Below are 24,023 nucleotides of genomic sequence, written 5' to 3' on the forward strand. Positions count from 1 at the left end.
ATAAAAAAAGTCCTCTATAAACAAAAGCTTTTGCCTTCGTTTATAGAGGACGATACAGATCGCGGTGCCACCTCTTATTGCAGGATATAAAAAGATATAAAAAGAATCCTGCCTCTTTGTTCAGGTACGGGATGATTTTGGTTCAGCCGATACCCTATCCTTTTAACGGGGGAATTCCGTGTCTCCCTACTCCAATTCAGGAAACCTCTCATAAGACCATTCAATCTCACTCCACATACCGGACTCTCACCAATGCCGGCTCTCTGTAATGCTTTTAGTGAAACCTACTCTCCTTAATCAATGATTTATATATATGAAATTCGCTAGCCGCTGAGCTAGTATTTTTTTCCTTTAAAATACAAAAGGGTCCCTCATCCAAAAAGGACGAGGAACCCGCGGTACCACCTTTATTAGCTGAACGAACAGCTCACTTTGACAATATCAGGCAAAATAAACCTGCCTTAATATCCGTCTCTTATAACGACGAGACTTTCGCCAAAGCCTACTGCTCCTTTGAGGTTCGGTTTGGAAGCTCAGAAGTCCATTCATCTAGATTTCCACACTGGTTTGCACCAACCACCAGCTCTCTAAAGTGTCCATTTAGACTACTACTCTCCATCATTGCCTGAATCTATTTTTAAAATTTACTGTTTCATTTGATTTATTGGTACTAATGTTATTACGAATTAATTTCTTTGTCAACCATACTTACTTTATTTTTTTATGTTTTTTTAAACCCCTCTAAATGCCTGGCCGATGGACATACATCAAAATTCCCGGATAACAGGCACCCTGCATACACTGCTTCTTTACTATGGGAGTTATTTCATTGCAATCCAAATGGTCCATCTTTCTTTTTCCTGAAGCGGGAATTCCCCCTCTGCTTTTTCCAGAATCTTATCTGCAAGCACTTCAAGCTGTTGATCGTTCAATTCAAAAAGAATGGACCGGCCCTTTCGATCTAAAATTTCCTGTCTCAGTTCTTCTCCGGATTGATAAAGTTTTCTATTTTCCCAAAGTGTAAAAAATTCAACTTCTCTAAATCCTGATTGAAATAATGTATCATGTACAGTCTCAATAGAATGTCTTCTGGAAATATCCTTCTTCTTAAGCTGAGGGTATATATCAAAAAAGTATCCTCTCAGGTGCTCTGGACTGCCTTTCACCAGACAATCCTCCGATGTCCTGTCTTGTATAATATACACACCTTCATCCTGTAAGATGCGTTTTGCCTCCACAAAACAATCCTTTAATTGACTCTCTGTAAGATGGTGAATCAATGCTCTTTCCAAAATGACATCTACTTCTTGATCCTTTAATTTTGTATCGCTTGCATGGCCCAGCTGAAATTCAATTTGAGGGTACGAATGGCAGTTACTGCGGGCTGCTGCCAGCATGTTTTCAGCTATATCGATTCCTATAACCCTTGCTGCACCAAGCTCTGCCAGGGCAATGGAATAAATACCTCCTCCTATTCCAATGTCGGCTGCAGTCTTATTTTTGATGTCCACACGCTTTCGAATGGCATCTTTCCAATTGTCCCCTGCTCCGCGATTAGCGTAAGTGTCCTTTTGAATTCCTTCAAAAAAATCCTTTTTCATCAGCCATCACCTCTGATTAAATTTTACCACTCCTTACCAATACCCACTAATCGTAAAAAGTGATATCTTCTCATAAAATTTTCTTATATATGACAAGCCCCCGTGTAAGCTGAATATTCAGAATTGTAGGGGTCAGACCCCTTTTACGCTTTAGTGTAACAGTGTAAATTTGTTGTTTAGTAGTATTGTATAATGGTATTATATTTTATTTTTAAGGTTGGTGATTTAATTTGAAGAAGCAACACTTTATTGGCGGCAGAATTGCGAAAACAGGTATTGCCGTCTTGTCAACTGCACTCATATGCAATTGGCTTCACTGGCCTGCTGTATTTGCAGTTATTACTTCTATCGTTTCTATTGAGCCCACAGTAATGGATTCTATAAAAAAAGGATTAGTCCGGTTTCCTGCCTCCGCTATTGGATCAGCCTTTGCTGTCCTTTTTATTTCCTTATTTCACGATTCACCCATTACCTACGCAGCTGCTGCTGTCTTTACTATATTCACATGCTACAAGCTAAAGCTTCATGATGGTCTGCTTGTTGCTGCTCTTACTTCGGTAGCCATGGTGGATGTCATACACAGCAATCTTATTATTGCTTTTTTTATACGTCTTGGAACAACTACTATCGGCTTAGTTGTATCTGCATTAGTAAATTTTCTCATTCTGCCCCCGAATTATTCGTTAACGATTTCAAAACGTATTACTGTACTATTAGCGGACACAGGAAAAAATCTAACTGCTATTATTGACACACTTTTAAACTCAGAAAATGATTTTTTACATCCTGTAGATTCATTCCTCCATGCAAGGGAGGAATTGGATAAGTCTGAAAGGCTTTGTCAGTTTCAAAAAGAGGATTGGCGTTTTCACCGTTTCACGGAGGTGGAATATCAAGCTTTTTATATAGATGAATATAAGCTTCAGCAATTAAGGAAAATTCATTATCATCTGGGAAATCTCATGTTTATACCAAAACAGCCTTTACGATGGACAATGGACCAAAAAGAGAATATTGCCTCACTTACAGAATCTTTGGTTAATGCCCTTAGAACCCCTGCAACTATGTATAACAATTTGCACTTAGTAAAAGAAGCACGTGCGTATTTTAAAACTCTTATTCTAGAATTAGAGGCAGATGAAAGGGAACATTCTGCAGGGGTTTTCTCTTCTGAATTTATCATTCTTTATGAATTGCTTTCTATTTTTGAATTAATAGAAACTCTTTACAGCAAGCCACAAGGCTCTGCCTCCTTTTCCAATGCTTAGAACATCCTTTTCGTATAAATTCACTTAACGTACAACGGATTATTCCGTTTGTAGCGTGACTTATTGGCATCTTTCCGTAAGCTATTCATAAATTTCATACAAACGTTGCATATTTAACGGATTTTTGTGTCAAATAGGAGCATTCGTAACGAAAAGAACCTTCATAAAAAATGCTATATTCTACCTAAAAACTACTAAACATTAAAAAGCTGCTGAGTTAACTCATGTCAAAAATCTATGCAAAACAGAATCAGTCTGCCAGCTTACGCTAAAAAGAACAAAACCTTTTTTGCTGTTGAATCGTATACATAGATGTACTACATACAAATAAGGGGGCCTTATATGAAAACATCCAAGAAAGCATCCGGTTTTTTAGGGGGCATTTTCGTTCTTCTGCTGTCAAAGCTTAAGTATCTCGTTGTCGTACTGAAAATTGCCAAGCTGCATACCCTTCTTTCCCTGCTTCTCAGCATTGGCGCTTACGCTTTCATATATGGCTGGAAGTTTGCCATTGTATTTGTTTATTTGCTATTTATTCATGAAATGGGACATCTTATAGCGGCAAAACGAAAAGGCTTGCCGACAACAGCCGCTGTCTTTATCCCCTTTATGGGTGCTCTTATAGGTATTAAGGAAAAACCAAAAACGATTAAAGATGATGCCTATATTGCCTATATGGGGCCGCTCGCTGGATTGCTGTCCATTCTTCCGCTCTACTTGCTGTATTTTGTAACTCATCAAGGATTTTGGATGGTTATGATACAAGTTGGCGCAATGTTAAACCTATTTAACCTTATCCCAATGATGCCTCTTGACGGCGGCCATATTGCAAGAATGTTAAGTAAAAAACTCTTAATTGCAGGGCTGCTTGGTGTATTGGCCATGGCTATTTTCAGTCCGGACCCCATCCTGATTTTACTGCTCATTTTTGGGACCATCCATATTTTTACCATGCGTAAAGAAGGAAAGGAATTAGTAGAGTTAAAAATCTGGCAGGACGAGTTTAAAATGGGATCCTTGCTTTGGGAAGAGCTTCTCCACGAGTATTCTTATTTGGAAATAAATGAAAGGCAGCTGTGGTTGAATCGCAAAATTTATGAGTACAAGCAGGAAATAGCACAAATAAAATCATTGTTCGAGGCTGCGAAAAACTGGGAGGAACAGTCTGGGTTTAACGCAAAAGCGGAAGCCATCCAAGGAGTTGTCCAGCAGCTGGAATCACTATATGACAATGATTCTACGGAACAAATTGTTCAATCAAAATTTAACCAAATCAGTGAAGAAGTGAAGAAACAAGAAAGTTATGAAAAAACCTCGCCCAAGGAACGATGGCTCACTTTTGGTGCCTATCTTCTGCTCATTGTCCTGTTATCAGGGAGCATGGTGTATTCTATGCACATGGTTGAAATGCTTAACATTCACCCATTTTGAAAAATGGATAAAAATTATCTTTTGAGAGAGAAGGGTTAAGCATTGTACTCATCGAAATGACTGCCCTTCTTTCTTCCTTCATTGGTTTTTATACAGCTTTATTTCACATGACTATACACAGTCTAGTCTGGAAAATAAGGGAAATTACCCGGCCGATGCTCCTTATACCTTAGACAACGGCTGGAAAACCGTTTTTTATGAAGGTTCAGATGGTGAAACAATTAAGTTAATAAATGGAATAACTCAGATTAAAAGAAGAGTTGTTCATACCTCATATAGAGGCTGCAATGTATTTTGAAGAACTTCAATCGTTTTGAAGATGATGGACAAATACTACAGAATAATCACGGGAAAAGTCATTTATACCAGTGATGAAGGACTTTTATCATCTTTTATTCTCGCGAAAAGTTCTTCATACCTGCGATGAAGGACTTTTATCACCTTTTACTCTTGCGAAATGTTCTTCATACCCGCGATGATGGACTTTTATCATCTTTTATTCTCGCGAAAAGTTCTTCATACCTGCGATGAAAGACTTTTACCACCTTTTATTCTCGCGAATTGTCCTTCACACCTGCGATGAAGGACTTTTATCATCTTTTATTCTCGCGAAAAGTTCTTCATACCCGCAATGAAGGACTTTTATTACCTTTTACTCTTGCGAAATGTTCTTCATACCCGCGATGAAGGACTTTTACCACCTTTTATTCTCGCGAAAAGTCCTTCATACCTGCGTTGAAGGACTTTCACCACCTTTTATTCTTGCGAATTGTCCTTCACACCTGCGTTGAAGGACTTTTATCATCTTTTATTCTCGCGAAAAGTCCTTCATACCTGCGTTGAAGGACTTTTATCACCTTTTACTCTTGCGAAAAGTCCTTCATACCTGCGATGAAGGACTTTTATCACCTTTTACTAGTCAAGTCCACTATTATGTGTAAAAAGCATGTTCAATGGATACCACGAATATACGTCTGAGTATGGGGTTTTGGTTGAGGAGGGGGCTAGCCCCCTCCTCAATCAAAATCTTCTTACTCTAGCTTTCCTAGTTAAGCTTTTAATAAAATGTCCTTATTGAGGATGCAGGAATTTTCGGTTACCTAGATCTAAAGTATCGGCATAGTCCATCAGTACAGCTCCAATTAAGCGGAAGGCAGACTGGTGATTGGGGAAAACCCGAATCACTTGTTCACGCCGTCGAATCTCTGAATTTAATCTCTCCAGCACGTTTGTCGTACGGAGATGGATGTGGAAGTCCTCTGATTCTGTATAAAATTGTGTGGCATCATCAAAGCCCTCGTCTAGAATAAGAATGGCTTTTTGGTATCCCTTTTGTTCTTCATATGTGGCCATAAATTCGTCTTTAAGCTTTTTAGCCTCTTCCAAATTAGAGGACTTAAAGATCGCCTTTAATTGAGAGCGTGCCTCTTTCGAGTCCTTACGGGGCATGGTTTGAATCATGTTTCTCAACATGTGTACGGTACAACGTTGCCAACTGGTGCCAATGAAGGCTTTGGTAATGGCAGCTTTCAACCCCTGATGAGCATCTGAAATAATTAACTTTGGTGACTGAAGACCTCTGGATTTAAGGGATTCAAAGAATTCTCTCCAGTTTGTTTCACTTTCGGAATGATCCACCTTTAACCCAATGATTTCACGTTTGTTTTGTTCGTTGACACCCATCGCGATGTAGACCGCCTTAGAGACAACCTTATTGTGCTCCCTAACTTTAATATACATGGCATCCACGAAAAGATAGGGGAAGTACATGACATTTAAAGGCCTGTTTGCCCAGTCATTCACCAATGGATCCAGCTTTTTGGTTAGATTAGAGACCATGGACTTTGAGATAGATTCTCCGCAAAGCTCTTCCATAATCTTCGTGACTTTACGAGTGGACACCCCGTTTACGACCATCTCCAGCATAGACAAAAGCAAAGCCTTATCACATCTTGCATACTTCTCAAAGACGTCCGTAGCGAATTCGCCATTTCTTGTCCGAGGCACTTTAAGACGGATTTTTCCAACGTTCACAATCATTTCTCTCTCATAGTATCCATTTCGATAATCGGTCCGTTCTGATGAACGCTCATGGGAATTTGCCTGTATATAGCGATCTCTTTCCATTTCCATATATTGATTCAATACAAGGACAATAGAGGATTTCACAATATCGTTTAGATCTGATTTTCCGATCTCCTCTTTAAGTTTATCGAAGTCTAGTGTAAAATTAATTTGGGTCATTATCATGTCCTCCTGTTATGTTTTTTCGTGGTAGAAAAACATTGTAACATGGAGGGCTGATATGGCCCTTTTCTTTTTACACAATTATATAGACTTAATCCTTTTACTCTTGCGAAATGTTCTTCATACCCGCGATGAAGGACTTTTATCATCTTTTATTCTCGCGAAAAGTTCTTCATACCTGCGATGAAGGACTTTTACCACCTTTTATTCTCGCGAAAAGTCCTTCACACCTGCGATGAAGGACTTTCACCACCTTTTATTCTTGCGAATTATTCTTCATACCCGCGATGAAGGACTCTTATCACCTTTTATTCTCGGTATAAGTCCTTACACCAGCGATAAAGCCTATCATTAATACACGGCTTCCTCAAAAAAAGAGGACGGCAGCACCGTCCTCTTTTCATTCATCATTCTATTAAGCATACTCTATGATTTTGCCCATTTCTGCTACCCACTCATATTGGCGCACTCTTAGCTCAAACAGAGTCAGCGGATCACGGTATACTTCAGGATTTGCATTCATTTTTTCGAGCATGTCTTCGTCTTTCGTAATTTCACGCTTAGCCTGCTCCACATTTTGATTCAGTACATTCAAAGAATTTCTGAAGAACATGGTTATATCACGGGCAAGCGCCTGTTCAAATAACTCAAACTGCTGAAGAAACTTATCGGTGATGGAAGCCGTTGCTTCCTGATAGTCCTCATTTTCTACAAATCTTTTATACCTTGTATAAAGCATGGCTTTGTTTTGTCCCAGGCTGCCAAATAATTTCCCTGCACTCTTCAGCAGAATTTGAGATGGTGTATGGCGAAGCAAAATATTTACTTTTTCAAGATGTAGACCGCTAGTCATCCTGTCAGCATCTCTCCGCCAATCATCCAGGATCTTGAAGTCACATTCAAGCGCAATCCGCTCTTCGCCATAAAGAGCGTTAAAGCTCTCGCTCATTTCTTCTAAATATGTTTGTGCTTGATAAAGTTCTCCATTGGAAGATGCAATCCATCCCTGAATGGATTGATAGAATTTCGGCAATACCGTTTCCTGTAAGTAAACATGGACTCTTTTATTCATTTCCTCATTCAACTGTAAATGTATCTTGCGGAAATCACTGTCTTCTGTAATATATTCTGAGGATCCGCGCAAAATTTTTGGAATTTCATCCTTTAATTCCTGCTTAGTCTCCTCAATGATATTACGGAAGGATTTCTTTATTACGTAGTTTTTCTCTTTTTCCATATCTCCTACTTGATGAATGGCACCATTAATTTTAGACACCATTTCTTTATTCCACTTAATTGTATCTGAAAGCTGGTTCTCTATTTTTACACGGGTCTCCAAAATGGTAGAAATCGCCTTTCTCACAAAATATAGTACCTTGTTTGCTCTTTCCTGAGAGGCATATCTTTCATGTATTTGAGACTGAATGAACCGCGTAATTTCCAGAAGCTGCGTACTGCTGGCATTGCGGGAAGAATAAGCAACGACCTTTGCATTAGGAAAATAGGCTGCAGCCCTAGAACGCGTATCTTCTAGTACCTGAAGCATTTCCTGTTCATTAATGGTGCTTTCGGTTTGATTTAAAATAAATAAAACTGGCAGCAACGGATGTCTTTCTTTCACCTGAAGTAAAAGATCACATTCTGTATCCGTTAATGGAGTATCCGGATTTAAGATAAACAGCAAACTATCCGCCATCGGCAAATAATCGAACAGTTCCATGCGATGTCTTCTATTTTCGTTAAAAGGCGGAATATCAACTAAAACTGCGCCATTTTCCTCTAAAAAGGCAGACGGAATTTTAAATTCTATCAATGCATTCTCTGCATCATTTCTTGCATTCAACGCAGTTATTTGATCAAAATCATCCAGAGAGGAAATGGGATTAATTTGGCTATCCGTTACCTCATTCATCTCTGCCTCTTCATGATTTTTAAGGACGATGACAGTAGATGAAGGCATTTCCAACAAATCTTCTCCCAATACTGAATTAATAAATGCCGATTGCCCGCTGTTTGATGCACCAGCAACCAATGCGTGCTTAGCATTTACGTCAGCAAGCTCCTGAATGATCCATTCCAGCCTATGACCTGCAGATAGATCATGCTTAGCAGCCCATATATTCAATACATCAAAGAGATCAAGAGCATCTCCTATGACATCGATTTGTTCATTTGACTGCATGAGAATTTTTTCAGCTTCCTGTACGGACGATAAGCTGATGCTGCCTTCGAATAGCTCTCCCCATGATAAAACAGCTGCTGATGCAATAAGGGCGTTTGAAGCTGTAGAGATTTTCAGCCAATTAACGAGATAATCAGGTATGATATCCTGCAAATCACGCATTAAGTAGCTTCCGCTGATAAAAGCAACATAATCATCATAGTAAACCTTAGTTAATTGATTCCATGAATCGTAATGATTGGTTTCAAGCGGCATAAAAAGACGGTTAAATCCTTTAATCCAGGCAAAATAGTTGCCATTTTGCCTGTAGCTTTCCCATAAAGAAAGAACCAGCTGTTCAAAACGGATTTGATCTATGTCATAAAGCTTTAATAAAACCTCATCAAAATAACCCGGAGGCAATTCCGCGGTATATCCCTTATCAATATAAGACTTCAGTGTATCAAACCATTGGACTGAATCCGTACGCAGTGCCTCGTTGACAGCAAGCTCAACTGCATTTTTCCAATCTTTTTGTTCGGCAAAGAAAGATCGTGCAATATCGGTCACATTTGGATAATCAGGATTCAAGGAAATGGTCCCTTTAATTTCCCTGACGGCAGTGTCTAATTTGCCCTGCTCTATGTATATGGAGAAAAGCTGTAAGGACACTTCTGTATTCAAATCTACATTGACAGATGTAACGGATTTGTATACATCCTCAGCTGTTTGCAGCAAATTTAATTCTAAATAGGCATCAGCCATATTTTTCTTTGCCCAGGGCTCCAGCTCATTCCTAATGTTTTCCCATTTAAAAATGGCGGCTTCATAATCTCGGTTATGAAAATATACCTCTCCTTGTGCATAACGGATATATGACAAATCAGACATTTCTTTTTGCTGTTCTTCCATATATGCATTTCCAAGGATCTGCACCGGATGGCTGCCTTCAGCCTCTTCTACAAACCTTTCAAAATAAGTCTTATTGATTAGTTGCTTCTCAATCGTCATTTTGATCCCCCGATTATCGATTTCAATAAACATCCTTTAATAATCTAGGCTGTATTCGCATAGATTGCTGCTTTTCGTACGATAAATAAATTACGTGATGTTCCGTTTTCACTGCAACTTTTCACAGACTAATCACAAATTCAAACCTAATCTTATAATCATTTTATCGAATCACAACAAATTTTACGAATGGAGCCTTATCCTTTTTCATCTCTCCAAACTCTATCCTTACATTTTAACAAAGTTTTAATGGGGCAAAAGTTTCATTTTACTTTCATTTCAGCGACAAAATTCAACAGATTTTGTAAAGAAATTAAATATTCTTCTTCATTTCTTTACAAATAATTGCCTTACCATCTTTTCAAGCTGTATAATTCTTTCTTTTTTAATAACCTTTTTCCTATATCAATAAACGCTCTGAAAGGTGTGAAGAATCTGTTTTGCAGTTAAAGACGTTTCTTAGCTTGTAGCTTTACGTACATTGCATCATTCCGTATGTTGTCTTTCTTCGTGGCACCTTTAAGAAGCTATTTACAAATTTTAATACTGAACGCACATTTTTAATTTGTGTCAAATAGTTTCTACTTATGCCGCGGGAAGCAAGTATTCGGAGTGGAAATCAACTGGCAGGATGATCAGAACGCTGCCTATCTTTGTACACTCCAAATTATGATTCAACTAAAAACGTTGATTGGAGCGGAAGGCGCGAGACTCCTGCGGGATAAGCTGGCCTTAGGGAAACCCCGCTGGAACTTGCGACGAGGAAACTTCCCGACTGCCCGCGGAAAACGAATGCCTGCAGCGGAAAGCAACCCAGCAGGATGATCGGTGCAAAACCAAGGTTTCAGCTCAATCCCAATATTGCTCTATATGAAAAGTAGATTGAAGGGAAAGCATGAGACTCCGCCGCCCGTGGAAACAGTGCCTGCAGTGGAAATCAACTAGCTTGATAAAGTTGCTCTCCCCATGGTCACTTGATAAGTATTGGAACTTTTGGGACAGCCTCATAGAAAATTAAAAGAGCCTTATTGAAATAGAAACTATAGTAGATTTGTTGAAACCCGGGTGGCAAATTCGTAAAAGCTTAGGTAAACAATAGGACGGTCTCATTTGTTTTAAGCACCATTATATGATGCAGAAGTCCATTAAGGCCGCTTTAATGCTCTGATTTTGTCTTAGGGAAAGTGTATAGAAACATTTTTCAGGGTAAACAATACTGCTATGTAAAAACACATGTTTGTCGGGTATTCTTATGAGGAATTCAACCGTACTCTTATTGCTACAAGCTTTTCATGAAGGAATCAAGAAAAGATATGCTATAATGTCTACACAATGTGAGAATTCCTTCTATAATAATGGTTTTCTTTCTAGGTATTCCCTATCATTCAGGCAAAAGAATACCCCTACAGAATTAGAAGTAACCGAAAGGAGCGTAAAAATGGCTACAGGCAAAACATTTAGAGGATTTATTGGTACATACACAAAAGGGGACAGCAAAGGCATTTATACTTTTACATTTAATACAGAAACAAAAAAGCTTGAAGATGTAAAAGCGGTCGCTGAGCTTGGCAACCCTACCTACTTAACCATCAGCCCAGATAACCAATATCTGTATGCTGTCGAAAAAGATGGGGGCTCAGGCGGTGTTTCCTCTTACTCAGTTAATTCAGAAACGGGAGAGCTTGAATTTTTAAGCAAGCAGCTTCTTGAAGGCGCATCCCCTTGCCACATCAGTGTAAAGCATGATAACAGCACGATTGTAACTGCTAATTACCATAAAGGAACCATTGAATCTTATTTAGTAAAAGACAATGGAAAAGTAGAGCCTCGTCTTTCTGTCGATGAGCATCAGGGAAGCGGCCCAAACAAAGACAGACAGGAAAAACCCCATGCCCACTATTCCGGTTTTACACCAGATGAAAAATATGTTGCAGCAATTGATTTAGGAATAGATGCAATAGATACATATGAAGTAAAAGAAGGGGTGCTAAAGCACGCCCACAGACTAACGGTTAAAGCAGGAAGCGGTCCCCGCCATTTGGAATTCCATCCAAACGGAAAATTTGCATATGTCATGACAGAGCTAAGCTCAGAAGTCATTGCCCTTCAATATAATGAAGAAGATGGAAGCTTTAAAGAAGTTCAATATATCTCAACCATTCCAGCAGACTTTACAGAAAATAATCAGGGCAGTGCCATTCATGTTTCTGCTGATGGAAAATTTGTTTATGCTGCCAACCGAGGACATAACAGTATTGCTGTCTTCCGGATCCATGAAGGAAACGGAGAGCTTGAACTTGTGGAAATCACTTCTACAGAAGGGAACTGGCCAAGGGACTTTGAGTTTGATCCAACGGAACAATTCCTTGTTGCCTCTAACGAAGAATCCGGTAATCTTGTTTTGTACTCACGCAATACGGAATCAGGAAAACTTTCTGTTCTTCAATCTGATGCAGTAGTTCCTTATCCAGTTTGTGTGAAATTCTTAAATTATTAATGAGTAAAGCCTGGATATCATTTATCCAGGCTTTATCTGCTATCGCAATGAATAAACCAGTGTGCTTTCCATCTGGCACCTGTTCTTAAGCAAATCACAGGTTTTCATACAATACCTGTTATCTTTTGATAAGCAGATTTATTTCTGCTTCAATGTATTCCTTTTTTTCTATCATCAGAATGAATGAATCGGAGAAACCTCCTATAGCAACCTTTTTAAAAACAAACACAAAAATTAGAAGCTGCCCGAATGAAAAAAACGCTGCCCATTTCATATCCCCAGGTTTCCAAAATTCTATCTGCAATAGGGCTTTTCCAATCCTTATCATTTTTTTCCAGCACAACATCTCTGCCTTCCTATGGTTTTTGTTTCTTCCTGTACTTTGGAAAATATTTAGAACTGAATTCTGTTCTAAATATTTCTTCATGGAAACTCACTGTACACAGAAATAACACCAAAAGCAGCTGCCCATTTGATTATATAAAAAGCCATATGAATCACCAAACCGGCAGTTTATCTGAAAGAATTTCTTTTAAAGAAGCTTTACATTACAATCCTTATGAAGAAGCATTTAAGGCTGCCAATCAGCCTTGCCAGGTAAGCTTTGGTACTTGGTATTCTTTTCATTGTTGAATACATCGAGCAGGCAAACAAACCTTTCCCATATTCCCCGGGCAATTTTTGTAGAAAAAACCAGAATTCCCTTTGAAAATGTGGAATGGCTTTTTTTTGGCTCTGGTGAAATCGGTGATTTTTACGTAAAATTACTCCTTTATAAATGGTTAATGAATATTGAAACAATTGTACTTAAACACACTGGTGCTGGCTAAATTAAGATCAGGTGCTTGGCAATAAAAAGACCCGCCAATTTACAATGGCGAGTTTTGCTTTTTATGACCTTTGTCATGTTAAAACGATTCTAATGTTGATGCGAATTTTTCAGAAAAGCACCTCAAAAATGGAACTCTTTAAAGAAAGGGATATGCCCTTTAAATTTCATCCCCACAAAAAGGTGAAGTTTTAAATAATCACTACTATTCATGTGGTATTGGCTATTCATAAATAATGCTACTAATTATTTATGATTTATCAGATGAAGAATTACGTTCTGAGGGGGCTAAATGATCAATATGAATTAATTAGTGATTGGCTATATCGCAGTTCCCGCGCGGTTAGACCGCTAAGTTTCTTTTCCCAATTTCCTTAAGACCTGCTCGAATGAACAGGAAAACAACCACCCAGGAAATAACCATTAAAAAAAGCTGGACAAGGGGATACATCCCGAGGGTCGGGGAGTCCCAAATCGCATGCATGGCAACCACTAAGATAAAGACACGTAAGAATTTAAAATTTAACAGCATGTTAAATTTGAAGTGTCGGTCCCTTTTTGATCGGCAGAATGCTGCACCGGTCAAAGCCGCCCATGCAACATGCCCTCCCGGGGCAAAGATGGATCGCCATAGGATGGTGTTGTAGAGGTTCGGTCCGCCTCCGGAGAGAAGTGCCCTAAGAGCATATCCGGATGTTTCAAAAGCTGAGAAACCCGCCCCAATGGCAGCCCCTATGAGAAGACCATTTAGAATATATTTGTATTTACGGAACCGTACAAACATAATCACCGTTACAGTTTTGGCTGTTTCTTCCACTATGCCAATCGCAATGGGATTGGTATTGTGTTTTAATATATCAAAAAACACGAGTGCCGCCAACATGGAGAGAATCCCTCCAATAAACACGAAATAAATCACTTGATAAAAGGCAATATTTTGCGGAGCGTTCATTTCCCAAAAGAAGATGAGTATTGTAAATGGCACAGCAAAGGCACCCACAATAATCAATCCAGGCAAAAAATTTACATTATTAAAATAATTAAGGCCTATATAAAAACCTGCAAAAATCAGAAGTGCTATGATGAATACTCTGGAAAAAAGCCAAGGTTTAGGCCATGTGTCTTTTACTTCCGAGAGTTTAGGCGTTGTGAGAGCAGTTCCTACGATAAACAAACGTTCAGCTTCCAAATTGCTGTGTTTACGGAAGACCCGCGAAAATATGTTATGGAATTTCGGCTGAATCGACCTTTCCGATTTTGGCACAAAATCTACATAATGAGCAAACTCATAAAAAAAACTGTTTTCATCCTCACCGTTATTCTTTTTTAAAAACCTCTCGCCACAATTTACGCAAAACGATACTTCATCATGGTTGGAATAGTCACAATTCGTGCACTTCAAATTCCTTTCCTCCTCAGGACTCAGTTTAATGCAATGCTCGTACCTATTGATAGTAAACGATAGTAATATTCCACAAATTTTCCTACTTTATTTATAATTTCTCTTTTTGAAACCGTTTCGTCTAGAGGAAGGGTGACAAGCGTCAAACTGGACCAATTGTAGGCCTTGTCAATTTTCATAATTTTCACAAATAAAAAGACCGGAACAGAATAGAACTATTTTACTTTCTATTGCCCAAGTGTTAATTAAGGGATGTATGATCTCTGGAATGCAAGGTTCCACGAAGCCATATCCTTTGTTCCCTTCATTGAAGAGAGACAGTGCCAAACTGCTCCAACTTTATTGCTCCAATCGGCTGTCCTCTCCCAGACCTCACTATTTGATTGCAAAAGGAGGATGTTTAAGAAAGGCTCTTTTCGTAAACTTTGTTGCTATTGGGCACAAAAATATCATTTTAAATATATGTTCAGTATTAAAACATGTGAATAGCATATGAAAAAATGCCACAAAGACAAACAATACATGGAATAATCCTTTGTACGTAAAGCAACAATCTATGCGAAAACAACCTTAAGAAAAGAGCACTCGCCTTGCTCATCGGCGTACGGATTTCATAGTCTTTGATTGAGATAAAGGGAACAAAGCGAGGCCGTTCACGTGCTGATATGGACTTATCGGAGGGAGGAGACGCAGAAATTTCGCTAGCCAATAGCTAGACAGAGATTACATTGGTTAAATATTATTTTAATAAAAATTCTATGCTTTTCTCTAAAATAAGCCTCCAATTAGGAGGCATTAGTCTTCATAGGAATGTCATTCCAAAGCTATGATTTTTCAGCAAGTGAACATAACATGGTAATGGATGTCCCTGAAGCTCCGCACTCTATAAATCCCAGCTTCTTATACAAGTGAACTGCTTGATGATTTGCGGGATCAACACTTAGGGATAGGGCAGCGTATCCGTCTCTTTTTGCCTGTAAAAGAATCGCTTCCATCAGCTTAGTGCCTGCCCCCATTCCTCTTGCTTCTTCTTTTAGCGCAATCCCCAGTTCAGGAATACAAACGTCTACGAAGCCGTATCCTTTTTCAGTTTCACTGAATAAGCGGTACCACGCTGCCCCTATAGCCTCGTCATCATTATTTATTGCAATAAGTGCCCGATCACCTTTTCTTCCCCACCCCTCACTGTAATTTTTTAAATGTGGCAGTTTAAGAAGAACTTCTTTGGGAGGCTTTTCTTCAGGAATATACATTGATTCATAGAGCATCTCCATTAAAAACACCTGCTCATTTTCTGCAAGTTCCCTAATAGAAACCATCGCTTCCATCCCCTTTATTTAATTTTTTTTACCAATAAATTCTGATTTACAACAGCTGTGACAGCAGCTGCCAGTAAATCCATTAGAGCCAGCCTTTGCCTCTTGCAATCCTTATTGCCTCTATCCGGTTTTTGGCATTGAGTTTTTGAAGGATTTCAGACATATAGTTTCGAATGGTGCCAGATGATAAGAATAAAAGCGAAGTCATTTCCTTTGTGGTTTTTCCATCAGCAGCCATGATGAGGATTTCCTGTTCCCTTTGTGTAAGCGGATTTTCCTCCCTTATCGCCTCAAACATTAATTCCGGGCTGAAAATTCTTTTTCCCTTCATTACTCCTCGAATAGAATCTGCCAGTTCATCGACAGATCCGTCTTTTAGCAAATAACCATGAATGCCTGCTTTTACTGCACGTTCGAAATATCCCGGCCGTGCAAAAGTGGTAAGAATAATCACTTTTGCTGAAGAAGACTGTTTTGAAAGCTCCTCGGCAACTTCAAGCCCGCTTCGTAAAGGCATCTCAATATCCATTAGACAAATATCAGGCTGGAGCTTCATAATAGAAGCAAGGGCATCCTCGCCATTCTGCGCCTGTCCCACTACCTGCATATCCCCTTCAAGATCCAGCAAAGATGCCAGTGCACCCAGCAGCATTCTCTGGTCCTCCGCGATAAATAATCTAATCATCCTGCAGAGTCCTCCTTCTTCGCTTTTTGTACAATGGGGATATTCAGCTGTACGACTGCTCCCGAATCATTGAAGCATTGAACTTCTCCATCAATTAAGGCAAGCCTTTCCTCCATTCCCATCAATCCGTTACCTGCATTTGCCCTGTTCCCAAATCCCACACCGTTATCCTTAATTTGAATAAAAAGACGATCCATTGTTTGCTCTATTGTAATTCTGCATCCTGTAGCATAACTGTGCTTAACGATATTAGTCGCAGCCTCTCTTATACACATACTGATCATATTTTGATAGAGAAGAGGAATGCTGACTGAATCAAGCCTGCCTGCTGTTTCATAATCAATCCCTGCTGCCAGGAATATCTGCTGCAGCTGTGAAAGCTCTTCTGAAAGGGATACCGCCTTCATATTAGAAACCATCCCCCTAACCTGTTTTAAGGCCGCCCTTGAGGTTTTTTCTATTTCCTTCGCTTCAGCCTGTGCCCGTTGGGGATCCATAATAGCAAGCTTTGCGACAAGCTGGCTTTTTAACGTAATGAGTGAAAGGGTATGGCCAAGCGTATCATGGAGATCACGGGCAATCCGTATGCGCTCCTCCCTTTTCACCAACTCTTTAATTTGTTCGTTCGCCTGATCAAGCTTCTGCTCCAGTTCCTGGCGTGCATACATCGACCGCATTCCAAAAGGAGTGGCCAGCATCACAATGAAAAACGGAATGAAATACCAGATCCCTTCAACCTTATAAGCTATTTCAAAATAGATTAAAGGTAATATTAATATAAAGAACAAACCAATAAGCCATCTTCTAAATTTCTTTTTATCCTTGAAGTATGCGATAAAATTTGCAGGGTAAAAGCCTAAAAAAAGGCAGCCTGGATTGTAAAAAAACGTAAAAACAAGAATGATGGCCATTTGTATACCCAGCCATACCGAAAAATTCCAGGTTTTAGAATCCAAAAAATACAGTTTGCGATAGGACCAAATAAATACAGCAAGCAAGCCAAAGCCCAGTACTTCCTTCAGAAAGGATGCCTGCCATATATAAAATGCAGGCATTAATAAATAGCACAGAAATACATACGGCAAAATTCCCATTCTTGGAGGAAAAGCTTGAAAACCTTTTATCCGGTTTTTCAACATGCATTCATCACACCGCTTCTTGTTTTCTTCTAATATATTTTGATAATAGCATGAAAAAGACAAAGTAGAACACCAGAATAATCATATTTTTCCATTCAGGAGAATGTCCCTGAATGATGTCCCAGGCACCATTTCCGAAATTGTAAGAAGGCAGCCATTCGCCAATCCGCTGCATCGTTTTTGGCATTACGCTTAAAGGCATCCATAGCCCTCCTGAAACAGCCAGGGCCATGTAAAGGATATTGCTGATTCCTGCAGCAGTGTCCACTTTTTTCATACTGCCAATGACGGTTCCAAGTGCAAGAAAAGGGCAGGATCCGATCAAAATCCACAAACCGCTGAGCACCCATTCCGCAAAGGTCAGGTGGATATGATTAATAAGTGCTCCGGCAATATATATAATGACAATGGAAAGCATGTGGATTACGGTCTGGCCCATCATCTGCGCAAAGAAATAGACATTATCCGGAAGCGGAGTCAGTCTCATATACGTCGACCAGCCCTGGGTACGCTCTTGTACCATTCGTATTCCCAGTGTCATAATGGAAGAACCCATTACACTAAAAACGGTCATGGACATTAAATAGTGAGCCTGCCACTCTGTTTGATTGGACGCTCCTGTGTTCACCACCCTTGTAAAAATGAAATAGAACAAAATAGGCATGCACAATGACCAAAATACAAAGTATCGATTGCGGAGCACTCTCTTCATCTCCGCCTTGCATTGCAGCTGCAGAGCTTTCATTTAAATGGCCCCCTTTTGACTTACCGTTAATTGTTCAAATGCCTCTTCGAGTTTTCCGCTTTCAATTTGGATATCGCGCGCTCCTATTTTTTCTTCAAACAGAAGATAAAGGATTCTGTCCGTATCGTCTGTGTGTATAATAACCCTGCCGTTTCTCCGAAAAATATGCTTAACACCCGATACCTTTAAAAAAGCTTCCAGTGAAACGGAGGGATCGACAATAAAGGATATCGTTTTTTTCTTAAGCTTTGCTTTTATCTGCTCTGGAGATCCATCCTCAATCATTCTCCCTTCCTTAAATAAAAGGATTCTGCCGGCTGTATCATCTGCTTCCTCAAGGTAATGTGTAGTAAAAATAATGGTTTTTCCTTGATGGGCAAGTGCATGAATTGTATCCCAGAAATACTTTCTTGCAATGGTATCCATTCCTACTGTCGGTTCATCCAAAACAATTAAATCCGGATTACCAGCCAAGGCAAGGGCAAAGCTCAGCCTGCGCTTTTGCCCGCCTGAAAGCTTCTCTGCCATTGTTTTTAAATCAGACTCTGTCAGACCTGTTAACCGGACCAGGTCTTCCATCGCCAGCGGCTCGGGGTAATAATGGCGCACCAGATCCAGTAATTCACTTACCTTTAAACCAGGCATTACACTGACCTCCTGAAGCATAATTCCGATTTTTTCTCGCACTTCTTTTAAATCCGGGCGCTGCCCGAATAAAGCAACCTCTCCTTCAGAAGGATGTACAAGCCCCAGAAGCATATGAATCGTCGTTGATTTTCCTGCTCCATTCGGTCCCAGGATTGCAGTGACCTCTCCTTGTTTAATTGAAAAGGAAACATCGTCCACCGCTTTCTTCCCATGAAACATTTTACTTACATTTTTCACAGATACTATTTCTCTCATCAACCATCTACCTCCGTGTCAACTTATAGCTTAAGTTTAAATGGAATAATGAAAGCATTTAAGTCAATAATGTCATGTCTTTTAAATGACAATTGTCATTTTCATCATGAAGATTTATTCCTGTTTATTTGTGAATACTAAGCGGTACTGTTTCATTTTTATGCGAAAACAGCCTTAAGGAAAAATAAATAAAGGGCTATTTGGCAAAAGCAATCTGTAAATTTCAACTTAACACTTTTAACAATTGGCTGTGTTAAATTTCAATGTTGATAACTCCTCGTTTTTTGCTCATTTTACATTAAAGAAAGGAACCAAAAGCAAACTTGTTTGCTTTTGGTTCCTTTCTTTAATGTAATCTTTCAGCTGTGCTGAAAGGCGTGTGAAACGGCCGTTTCACACAAATGAGCTAAAAAACAACAGTATTCTTTAACAAAGCCTAACAATTAAAATTGCGTTCAGCTTGTCTCAAATAGCCTTTTTATCGGCCTTAAATATTCCCATACTAATGAATGATTACCTTACTTATGTGAGAATCTACTCGCCAATATTTTCTTCAAACCACTCCTGCAGCTCATGCAAAGCCGTAAAAGTAAATATCTCCTCACCATTCCAGCCATGGTCGGTCCCCGCTTCTCCCCTTAACATAATTTGCCCCTCATTTTCCGAAAGCAAGATAGCATAGGGATGGCCGAGATGGATATATCGAGAATCCAAATCTTTATCGAACCAATTTTTGCTTTTTAAAAATTCTTCATAGTGATGTGACATAGAAAACTCCTTCCAGCTGCTTTTCCTTTAGTTTGTTGAACTTCTTAAAAATTATTAATCTTTATGGCTCAGTTAAAACCCTCGATTAATTTTTCCGATTGCAGATTGGAGCAAAAATCAATATGTAAAGTAAACCGACTAGGTAAGTTACCAATTTTTTAAGTCTCCTCAATTGATTGACAAATCAAATAATGGCTGATATTCTTATCCATAATCTTTACAATCGCTGACGAGAAGGAGTAAGAAGTGACCCTTGTTCACCAGAGAGCCGGAAAAGGTGCAAGCCGGCGTTCAAGACACCTCTGAAAATCATCTCTGAGATTCAAGGCCGAATGAAAGTAAGCCTTGACGGATATTCCTCCGTTATCATGGAAGGCGTATGTATGTACGTGACTGAGAGCTGCAGATGAATTTGCGGAATATGGGTGGTAACGCGAGATAACTCGTCCCTATTTTGGGGACGGGTTTTTATTTTTGGCTTTGTTAACGCTCAAACTGATTTTCCCTCTATGAATGCTGCGGAATATCACTTGTTTTTAATACAATTAAAGGAGTGAGCACAGTGAGAAAAAAAGACACCTTATTTATCGGACTTATGTTATTTTCCATGTTTTTTGGAGCCGGCAACTTGATTTTCCCTCCATTCTTAGGATTAAATGCCGGTACCTCGTATTGGCCGGCTATAGCAGGGTTTATTGTTACAGGAGTAGGGCTCCCCTTTGCAGTGCTGGCTGCGGTTTCTTTGGTCAAAGGGGGCGTTCAGACCATCGGAAGACGCGTTCATCCTTTATTCAGCACCATTTTTACAGTAGTGGTCTATTTGTGCATCGGTCCTTTTCTCGCCATTCCCCGAAACGCCAATGTTGCGTATGAAATGGGCATCAAGCCACTTCTTGGAGGAAAGGAATCTTCCTTATTTCTATTGCTATTTACTTTCCTGTTTTTTGCATTAGTCTATTTTGTTAGTTTAAATCCAAAAAAAATGGAAAAGTACATGGGAAGGTGGATTACTCCGGTTCTTCTTTTAGCTATGATTGTCCTATGTATAGCTGGATTTATCCATTTGCACTCTTCATTGCAAAAACCATCATTCAATTATAGCAAGGGAGCTTTCTTTAAGGGCTTCATTGACGGCTATTCAACTATGGATGCTCTAGCGGCCCTGGCCTTTGGCATTGTTATCCTAACCACTATTCAACAAAAAGGCGTTAAAGACCGTAAACAGCTTACAAGGTATACTCTTGCATCCAGCCTCGTTGCTGGAACTGCACTGGCTTTAGTATATGTGGCGCTTGGCTTAATTGGGGCTAGGATGGCAAGTACAGGTACATATGCATCTGGGACTGAAATCCTTACAGCCGCTTCTACTCTGTTTCTTGGTCAGCAGGGAAAATGGCTGTTAGGCCTTATCTTCACATTAGCCTGTTTCTCCTCGGTAGTGGGACTGACATCTGCGTGCGGCCAGTATTTTTCTGCGCTCGTCCCAAAAGCTTCATACAAAGGAATTACCCTTACAGTCGCTATCGTTGGCTTTTTGTTTTCCAATCTTGGATTAGAGCAAATCTTAAAGGTTTCTGTACCGTTTCTTGGCATGGCTTATCCTTTAACGATTGTTTTAATAGTATTAACCTTTTTCCATCGCAGCTTCAGAGGGTCCAAACATGTATATAGAGGAGCTATGTTCTTTACAGGGATTTCAGCAATCGCAAGCGGGCTGAAGGATTTTGGAATCAGTCTTGGAACCCTCTCCTCCGCTTTGGACATGCTTCCTCTTTCGGCATACGGTTTAGGCTGGATCACACCTGCTATTTTCGGAATACTAATTGGAGCTTCTTACCGATTTATTGAAGCAAAACTATTTCCGGGGAAAGACAATGGAATCAATGTATCGTAAGAATAAAAGCGGAGATCGCCCGTTTGCCGGCGGCCAGCATAAACCGGCCATCCTGGAGGTTTGCTTTTAACCTATGGGATGGCCGGTCTTATGCCCTCGAGCCGGTGGTAAGGAAGGATTGATTTTTATCCTTCCAGATTGTAGCTGGACAGATAGAAAAGCGGAAGGTGCTGATTAGCGACGTGCTGACTGAAGGTCTTCGTCGGGGATAAAGGAAACTGGATGTTGATTTATCGCAGGGTGAAGACAGGGAGTCTGCTAGTAGCTGGCATCTCGAAATAAAAAGATGGAAAGGCCCGGATCGAGGCAGCTTTCCATCTTTTTTCTTTACAATTTATCATAAACTTTTAAAGTAGTCACTAAATACAATTCCGGCAAATCCAAGATATTCCGAACATGGTCTGAGTGTTTTCCACATCGTTGAATATAGTATATACATGCTGTTCTCTCCTTTATAAAGTATTTATCGGATTTGAACGCCGAGGAAGCCATTCTTCCAAAAATTCCGGCAGGTTTCCAGCCTTTGCCACCATATGGGTATGGCCTCCTTCCAAAAGCTTGTAGGTTTTATCTGTACTTGAGACCAATTCCATAATAGGAGCACTTTGTTCATGGGGTACAAGACGGTCGAATTGCGAGGATGCCACAAGTAAATTGGAATGAATATTTGTTAGGTCAACTTTTTTCCCTCTCACCGTGAGGTTTCCATTGATCAGCTTATTCTCTTTTGCAAAGTCATTGAATAGCTGCTTCATGGCTGCTCCTGTAAAAGGAATATGTCCTTCTGTCCAACTATTAAATCTGCGCCATTTTTCTACATATGCTGGATCGTGGGATTTATTCAAGAGAGATAAATAGGGACTGAAATACACTGGAGATGTTATTAATCTAACACCCGCTTTGATGAACCCTGCTGGCAGTACGCCAAGTGAATCCATCACTTCATCAAAGCTTACTCTTCCCGATCTGATTGGCTCAGCCCACTCCTCAAAAAATGGGACTGAATGAAAATCAAATGGAGCAACGATCAACACTAGATTTTGAATGGGCTCATCAGCTATAGCAGCATAAACTGCTGCAAAGGTTCCTCCCAGGCAATAGCCTATAACACTTATTTCGCCTGCACCTGAATGTTTCAGCACCCGTTTTGCTCCTTTTTGAATATAATCTACTATATAATCATCCACATTAATATCGCGGTCTTCATAGCCGGGAGAACCAAAATCAAGCAGGTATACTTCAAATCCGCTTTCTGTAAAAGCCTTTATTTTGCTTCCAATTGGCTGCAAATCGAGAATAACAGGCTGGTTTACAAGAGAATAAACAAGGTACACAGGTGTACGGTATTTTTTTTCTACAGCAGGATAGTACCATAAAACTGCTTTATTTTTCTTCCAAACTGCCTCTCTCGGAGTATTGGCTGTTTCAGGCTCCGGATCCAGCCAATGACTAAAGAACCCTCTCCACCTGGCGTATTCTTTTTTGAAATCTAATGTGCTGAAAGTAAAAGAAGCATTTTCATTGTTCTCTTCCTTTTCTGGGGAGATCCTCTCCTGGTTAATTGCAGCCTCCCCTGTCACATGATCCTCATGGTGCTGGTTTCGATTTACTTTACCTTCCATCGCTTCCTTTTCTCCTTTTTTTCTGTATCAAATGCTGCTTATATGTCTGATTCAAAAATGTATCGCTGTTCTTTTTCCAACGCGTAAGGTGCATTTTTAATATTTCATCTTTAACAAACGAAAACGTGTCTTCATCCTGTTTCTCAGCTGGTGCTTGTTCTTTTAACTGTCCTTTCATGCTTTCGATTGCTTTGGATAATTGGTCGATCTGTTCTTCCAGATGGTCGATTTTTTCTTCTGCCTGAATGATGAGTTTTGCAGTATTGGCTACATCGTCCTTAGTAGGGAAATTTAATTGTAAGGAAAGAAAATTTGCATAGTAATGAAGTTTTTTTATCATTTCTGAATAGAACTTCCCCGCCGCACTTGCACCTATAATCACTTTTTCATGATTGAGGTTTTCCTTGATCCAATCGTTAATTTCCTGCTCCAGTTTAAAACCTATTTTTTTTAAGTCATCATACAATTCCTGATGGTCATTATCGCTCATGCTCTCTCACC

The 24,023-nt window shown here is 39.7% G+C and carries 18 protein-coding genes and 3 other annotated features; of the genes, 6 read left to right on the plus strand and 12 right to left on the minus strand.

Annotated features, from left to right (window positions below; genetic code table 11):
- Positions 1-42: 42 nt before the first annotated feature.
- Positions 43-310: a binding site (T-box leader), on the minus strand.
- 67 nt (positions 311-377) lie between these two features.
- Positions 378-631, minus strand: a binding site (T-box leader).
- Positions 632-821: 190 nt separating this feature from the next.
- Positions 822-1,601 (minus strand): class I SAM-dependent methyltransferase, encoded by a 780-nt coding sequence (locus A5N88_RS12085; RefSeq protein ID WP_066266325.1) that lies wholly within the window; start codon positions 1,599-1,601, stop codon positions 822-824.
- Between the two features lie 230 nt (positions 1,602-1,831).
- Here A5N88_RS12085 and A5N88_RS12090 point away from each other — a divergent pair, with 230 nt between their 5' ends.
- Both A5N88_RS12090 and A5N88_RS12095 read left to right on the plus strand, forming a co-directional pair.
- The gene (locus tag A5N88_RS12090; protein WP_066266327.1) at positions 1,832-2,869 is read left to right on the plus strand and encodes an aromatic acid exporter family protein; all 1,038 of its coding nucleotides are present in this window, start codon (positions 1,832-1,834) and stop codon (positions 2,867-2,869) included.
- A 342-nt stretch (positions 2,870-3,211) separates the two neighbouring features.
- Positions 3,212-4,300 carry a site-2 protease family protein gene (locus tag A5N88_RS12095; protein WP_066266328.1) on the plus strand — a complete coding sequence of 363 codons (1,089 nt, stop codon included), beginning with the start codon at positions 3,212-3,214 and terminating at the stop codon, positions 4,298-4,300.
- Between the two features lie 1,071 nt (positions 4,301-5,371).
- On the opposite strand, the gene A5N88_RS12100 is transcribed toward A5N88_RS12095, so the two are convergent.
- Together A5N88_RS12100 and A5N88_RS12105 are read right to left on the minus strand one after the other, a co-directional pair.
- Positions 5,372-6,544 (minus strand): IS256 family transposase, encoded by a 1,173-nt coding sequence (locus A5N88_RS12100; protein WP_066263701.1) that lies wholly within the window; start codon positions 6,542-6,544, stop codon positions 5,372-5,374.
- 418 nt (positions 6,545-6,962) lie between these two features.
- On the minus strand, positions 6,963-9,719 hold the full coding sequence (locus A5N88_RS12105) for a dynamin family protein (protein WP_066266331.1): 2,757 nt from the start codon (positions 9,717-9,719) through the stop codon (positions 6,963-6,965).
- Between the two features lie 612 nt (positions 9,720-10,331).
- Between A5N88_RS12105 and A5N88_RS12110 the strand changes: the two genes are divergently transcribed.
- The 3 genes from A5N88_RS12110 to A5N88_RS12120 all read left to right on the plus strand — a co-directional run bounded on the left by A5N88_RS12110 (position 10,332) and on the right by A5N88_RS12120 (position 12,849).
- On the plus strand, positions 10,332-10,544 hold the full coding sequence (locus A5N88_RS12110) for a hypothetical protein (protein WP_066266332.1): 213 nt from the start codon (positions 10,332-10,334) through the stop codon (positions 10,542-10,544).
- 613 nt (positions 10,545-11,157) lie between these two features.
- Positions 11,158-12,216, plus strand: coding sequence for a lactonase family protein (locus A5N88_RS12115; RefSeq protein ID WP_066266333.1), 1,059 nt, complete (start codon positions 11,158-11,160; stop codon positions 12,214-12,216).
- 249 nt (positions 12,217-12,465) lie between these two features.
- Positions 12,466-12,849 (plus strand): hypothetical protein, encoded by a 384-nt coding sequence (locus A5N88_RS12120; protein ID WP_066266335.1) that lies wholly within the window; start codon positions 12,466-12,468, stop codon positions 12,847-12,849.
- 539 nt (positions 12,850-13,388) lie between these two features.
- On the opposite strand, the gene A5N88_RS12130 is transcribed toward A5N88_RS12120, so the two are convergent.
- From A5N88_RS12130 to A5N88_RS12160, 7 genes are all read right to left on the minus strand, one after another.
- Entirely contained in the window at positions 13,389-14,447 is a 1,059-nt protein-coding gene (locus A5N88_RS12130; RefSeq protein WP_066266338.1) for a PrsW family intramembrane metalloprotease, read from the minus strand.
- Between the two features lie 824 nt (positions 14,448-15,271).
- On the minus strand, positions 15,272-15,766 hold the full coding sequence (locus A5N88_RS12135) for a GNAT family N-acetyltransferase (RefSeq protein ID WP_066266341.1): 495 nt from the start codon (positions 15,764-15,766) through the stop codon (positions 15,272-15,274).
- A gap of 82 nt (positions 15,767-15,848) precedes the next feature.
- Positions 15,849-16,451, minus strand: coding sequence for a response regulator transcription factor (locus A5N88_RS12140; protein ID WP_066266344.1), 603 nt, complete (start codon positions 16,449-16,451; stop codon positions 15,849-15,851).
- Positions 16,448-17,590, minus strand: coding sequence for a sensor histidine kinase (locus tag A5N88_RS12145; RefSeq protein WP_083953133.1), 1,143 nt, complete (start codon positions 17,588-17,590; stop codon positions 16,448-16,450). Before A5N88_RS12145 ends, A5N88_RS12140 begins: the two co-directional genes overlap by 4 nt.
- Before the next feature lie 7 nt (positions 17,591-17,597).
- Positions 17,598-18,335 carry an ABC transporter permease gene (locus A5N88_RS12150; RefSeq protein ID WP_066266345.1) on the minus strand — a complete coding sequence of 246 codons (738 nt, stop codon included), beginning with the start codon at positions 18,333-18,335 and terminating at the stop codon, positions 17,598-17,600.
- Positions 18,336-19,238, minus strand: a complete 903-nt coding sequence (locus tag A5N88_RS12155; protein ID WP_066266347.1) for an ABC transporter ATP-binding protein — start codon at positions 19,236-19,238, stop codon at positions 18,336-18,338. It lies immediately after the preceding gene.
- 534 nt (positions 19,239-19,772) lie between these two features.
- Positions 19,773-20,006, minus strand: coding sequence for a hypothetical protein (locus A5N88_RS12160; protein WP_066266350.1), 234 nt, complete (start codon positions 20,004-20,006; stop codon positions 19,773-19,775).
- A gap of 217 nt (positions 20,007-20,223) precedes the next feature.
- Positions 20,224-20,460: a binding site (T-box leader), on the plus strand.
- Between the two features lie 108 nt (positions 20,461-20,568).
- On the opposite strand from A5N88_RS12160, the gene brnQ reads away from it, so the two are divergent.
- Complete coding sequence (brnQ, locus tag A5N88_RS12165; protein WP_066266354.1) at positions 20,569-21,900, plus strand: branched-chain amino acid transport system II carrier protein; 1,332 nt, start codon at positions 20,569-20,571, stop codon at positions 21,898-21,900.
- Between the two features lie 452 nt (positions 21,901-22,352).
- On the opposite strand, the gene A5N88_RS12170 is transcribed toward brnQ, so the two are convergent.
- Both A5N88_RS12170 and A5N88_RS12175 read right to left on the minus strand, forming a co-directional pair.
- Positions 22,353-23,522: an alpha/beta fold hydrolase gene (locus A5N88_RS12170; RefSeq protein ID WP_083953134.1), complete on the minus strand. Its 1,170-nt coding sequence runs from the start codon at positions 23,520-23,522 to the stop codon at positions 22,353-22,355.
- Positions 23,512-24,012: a hypothetical protein gene (locus A5N88_RS12175; RefSeq protein ID WP_066266356.1), complete on the minus strand. Its 501-nt coding sequence runs from the start codon at positions 24,010-24,012 to the stop codon at positions 23,512-23,514. The genes A5N88_RS12170 and A5N88_RS12175 overlap by 11 nt, the downstream gene beginning before the upstream one ends.
- Positions 24,013-24,023: the final 11 nt, after the last annotated feature.

Origin of the sequence: Heyndrickxia acidicola (assembly GCF_001636425.1) — a bacterium.
Taxonomy (GTDB): Bacteria; Bacillota; Bacilli; order Bacillales; family Bacillaceae_C; genus Bacillus_AE; species Bacillus_AE acidicola.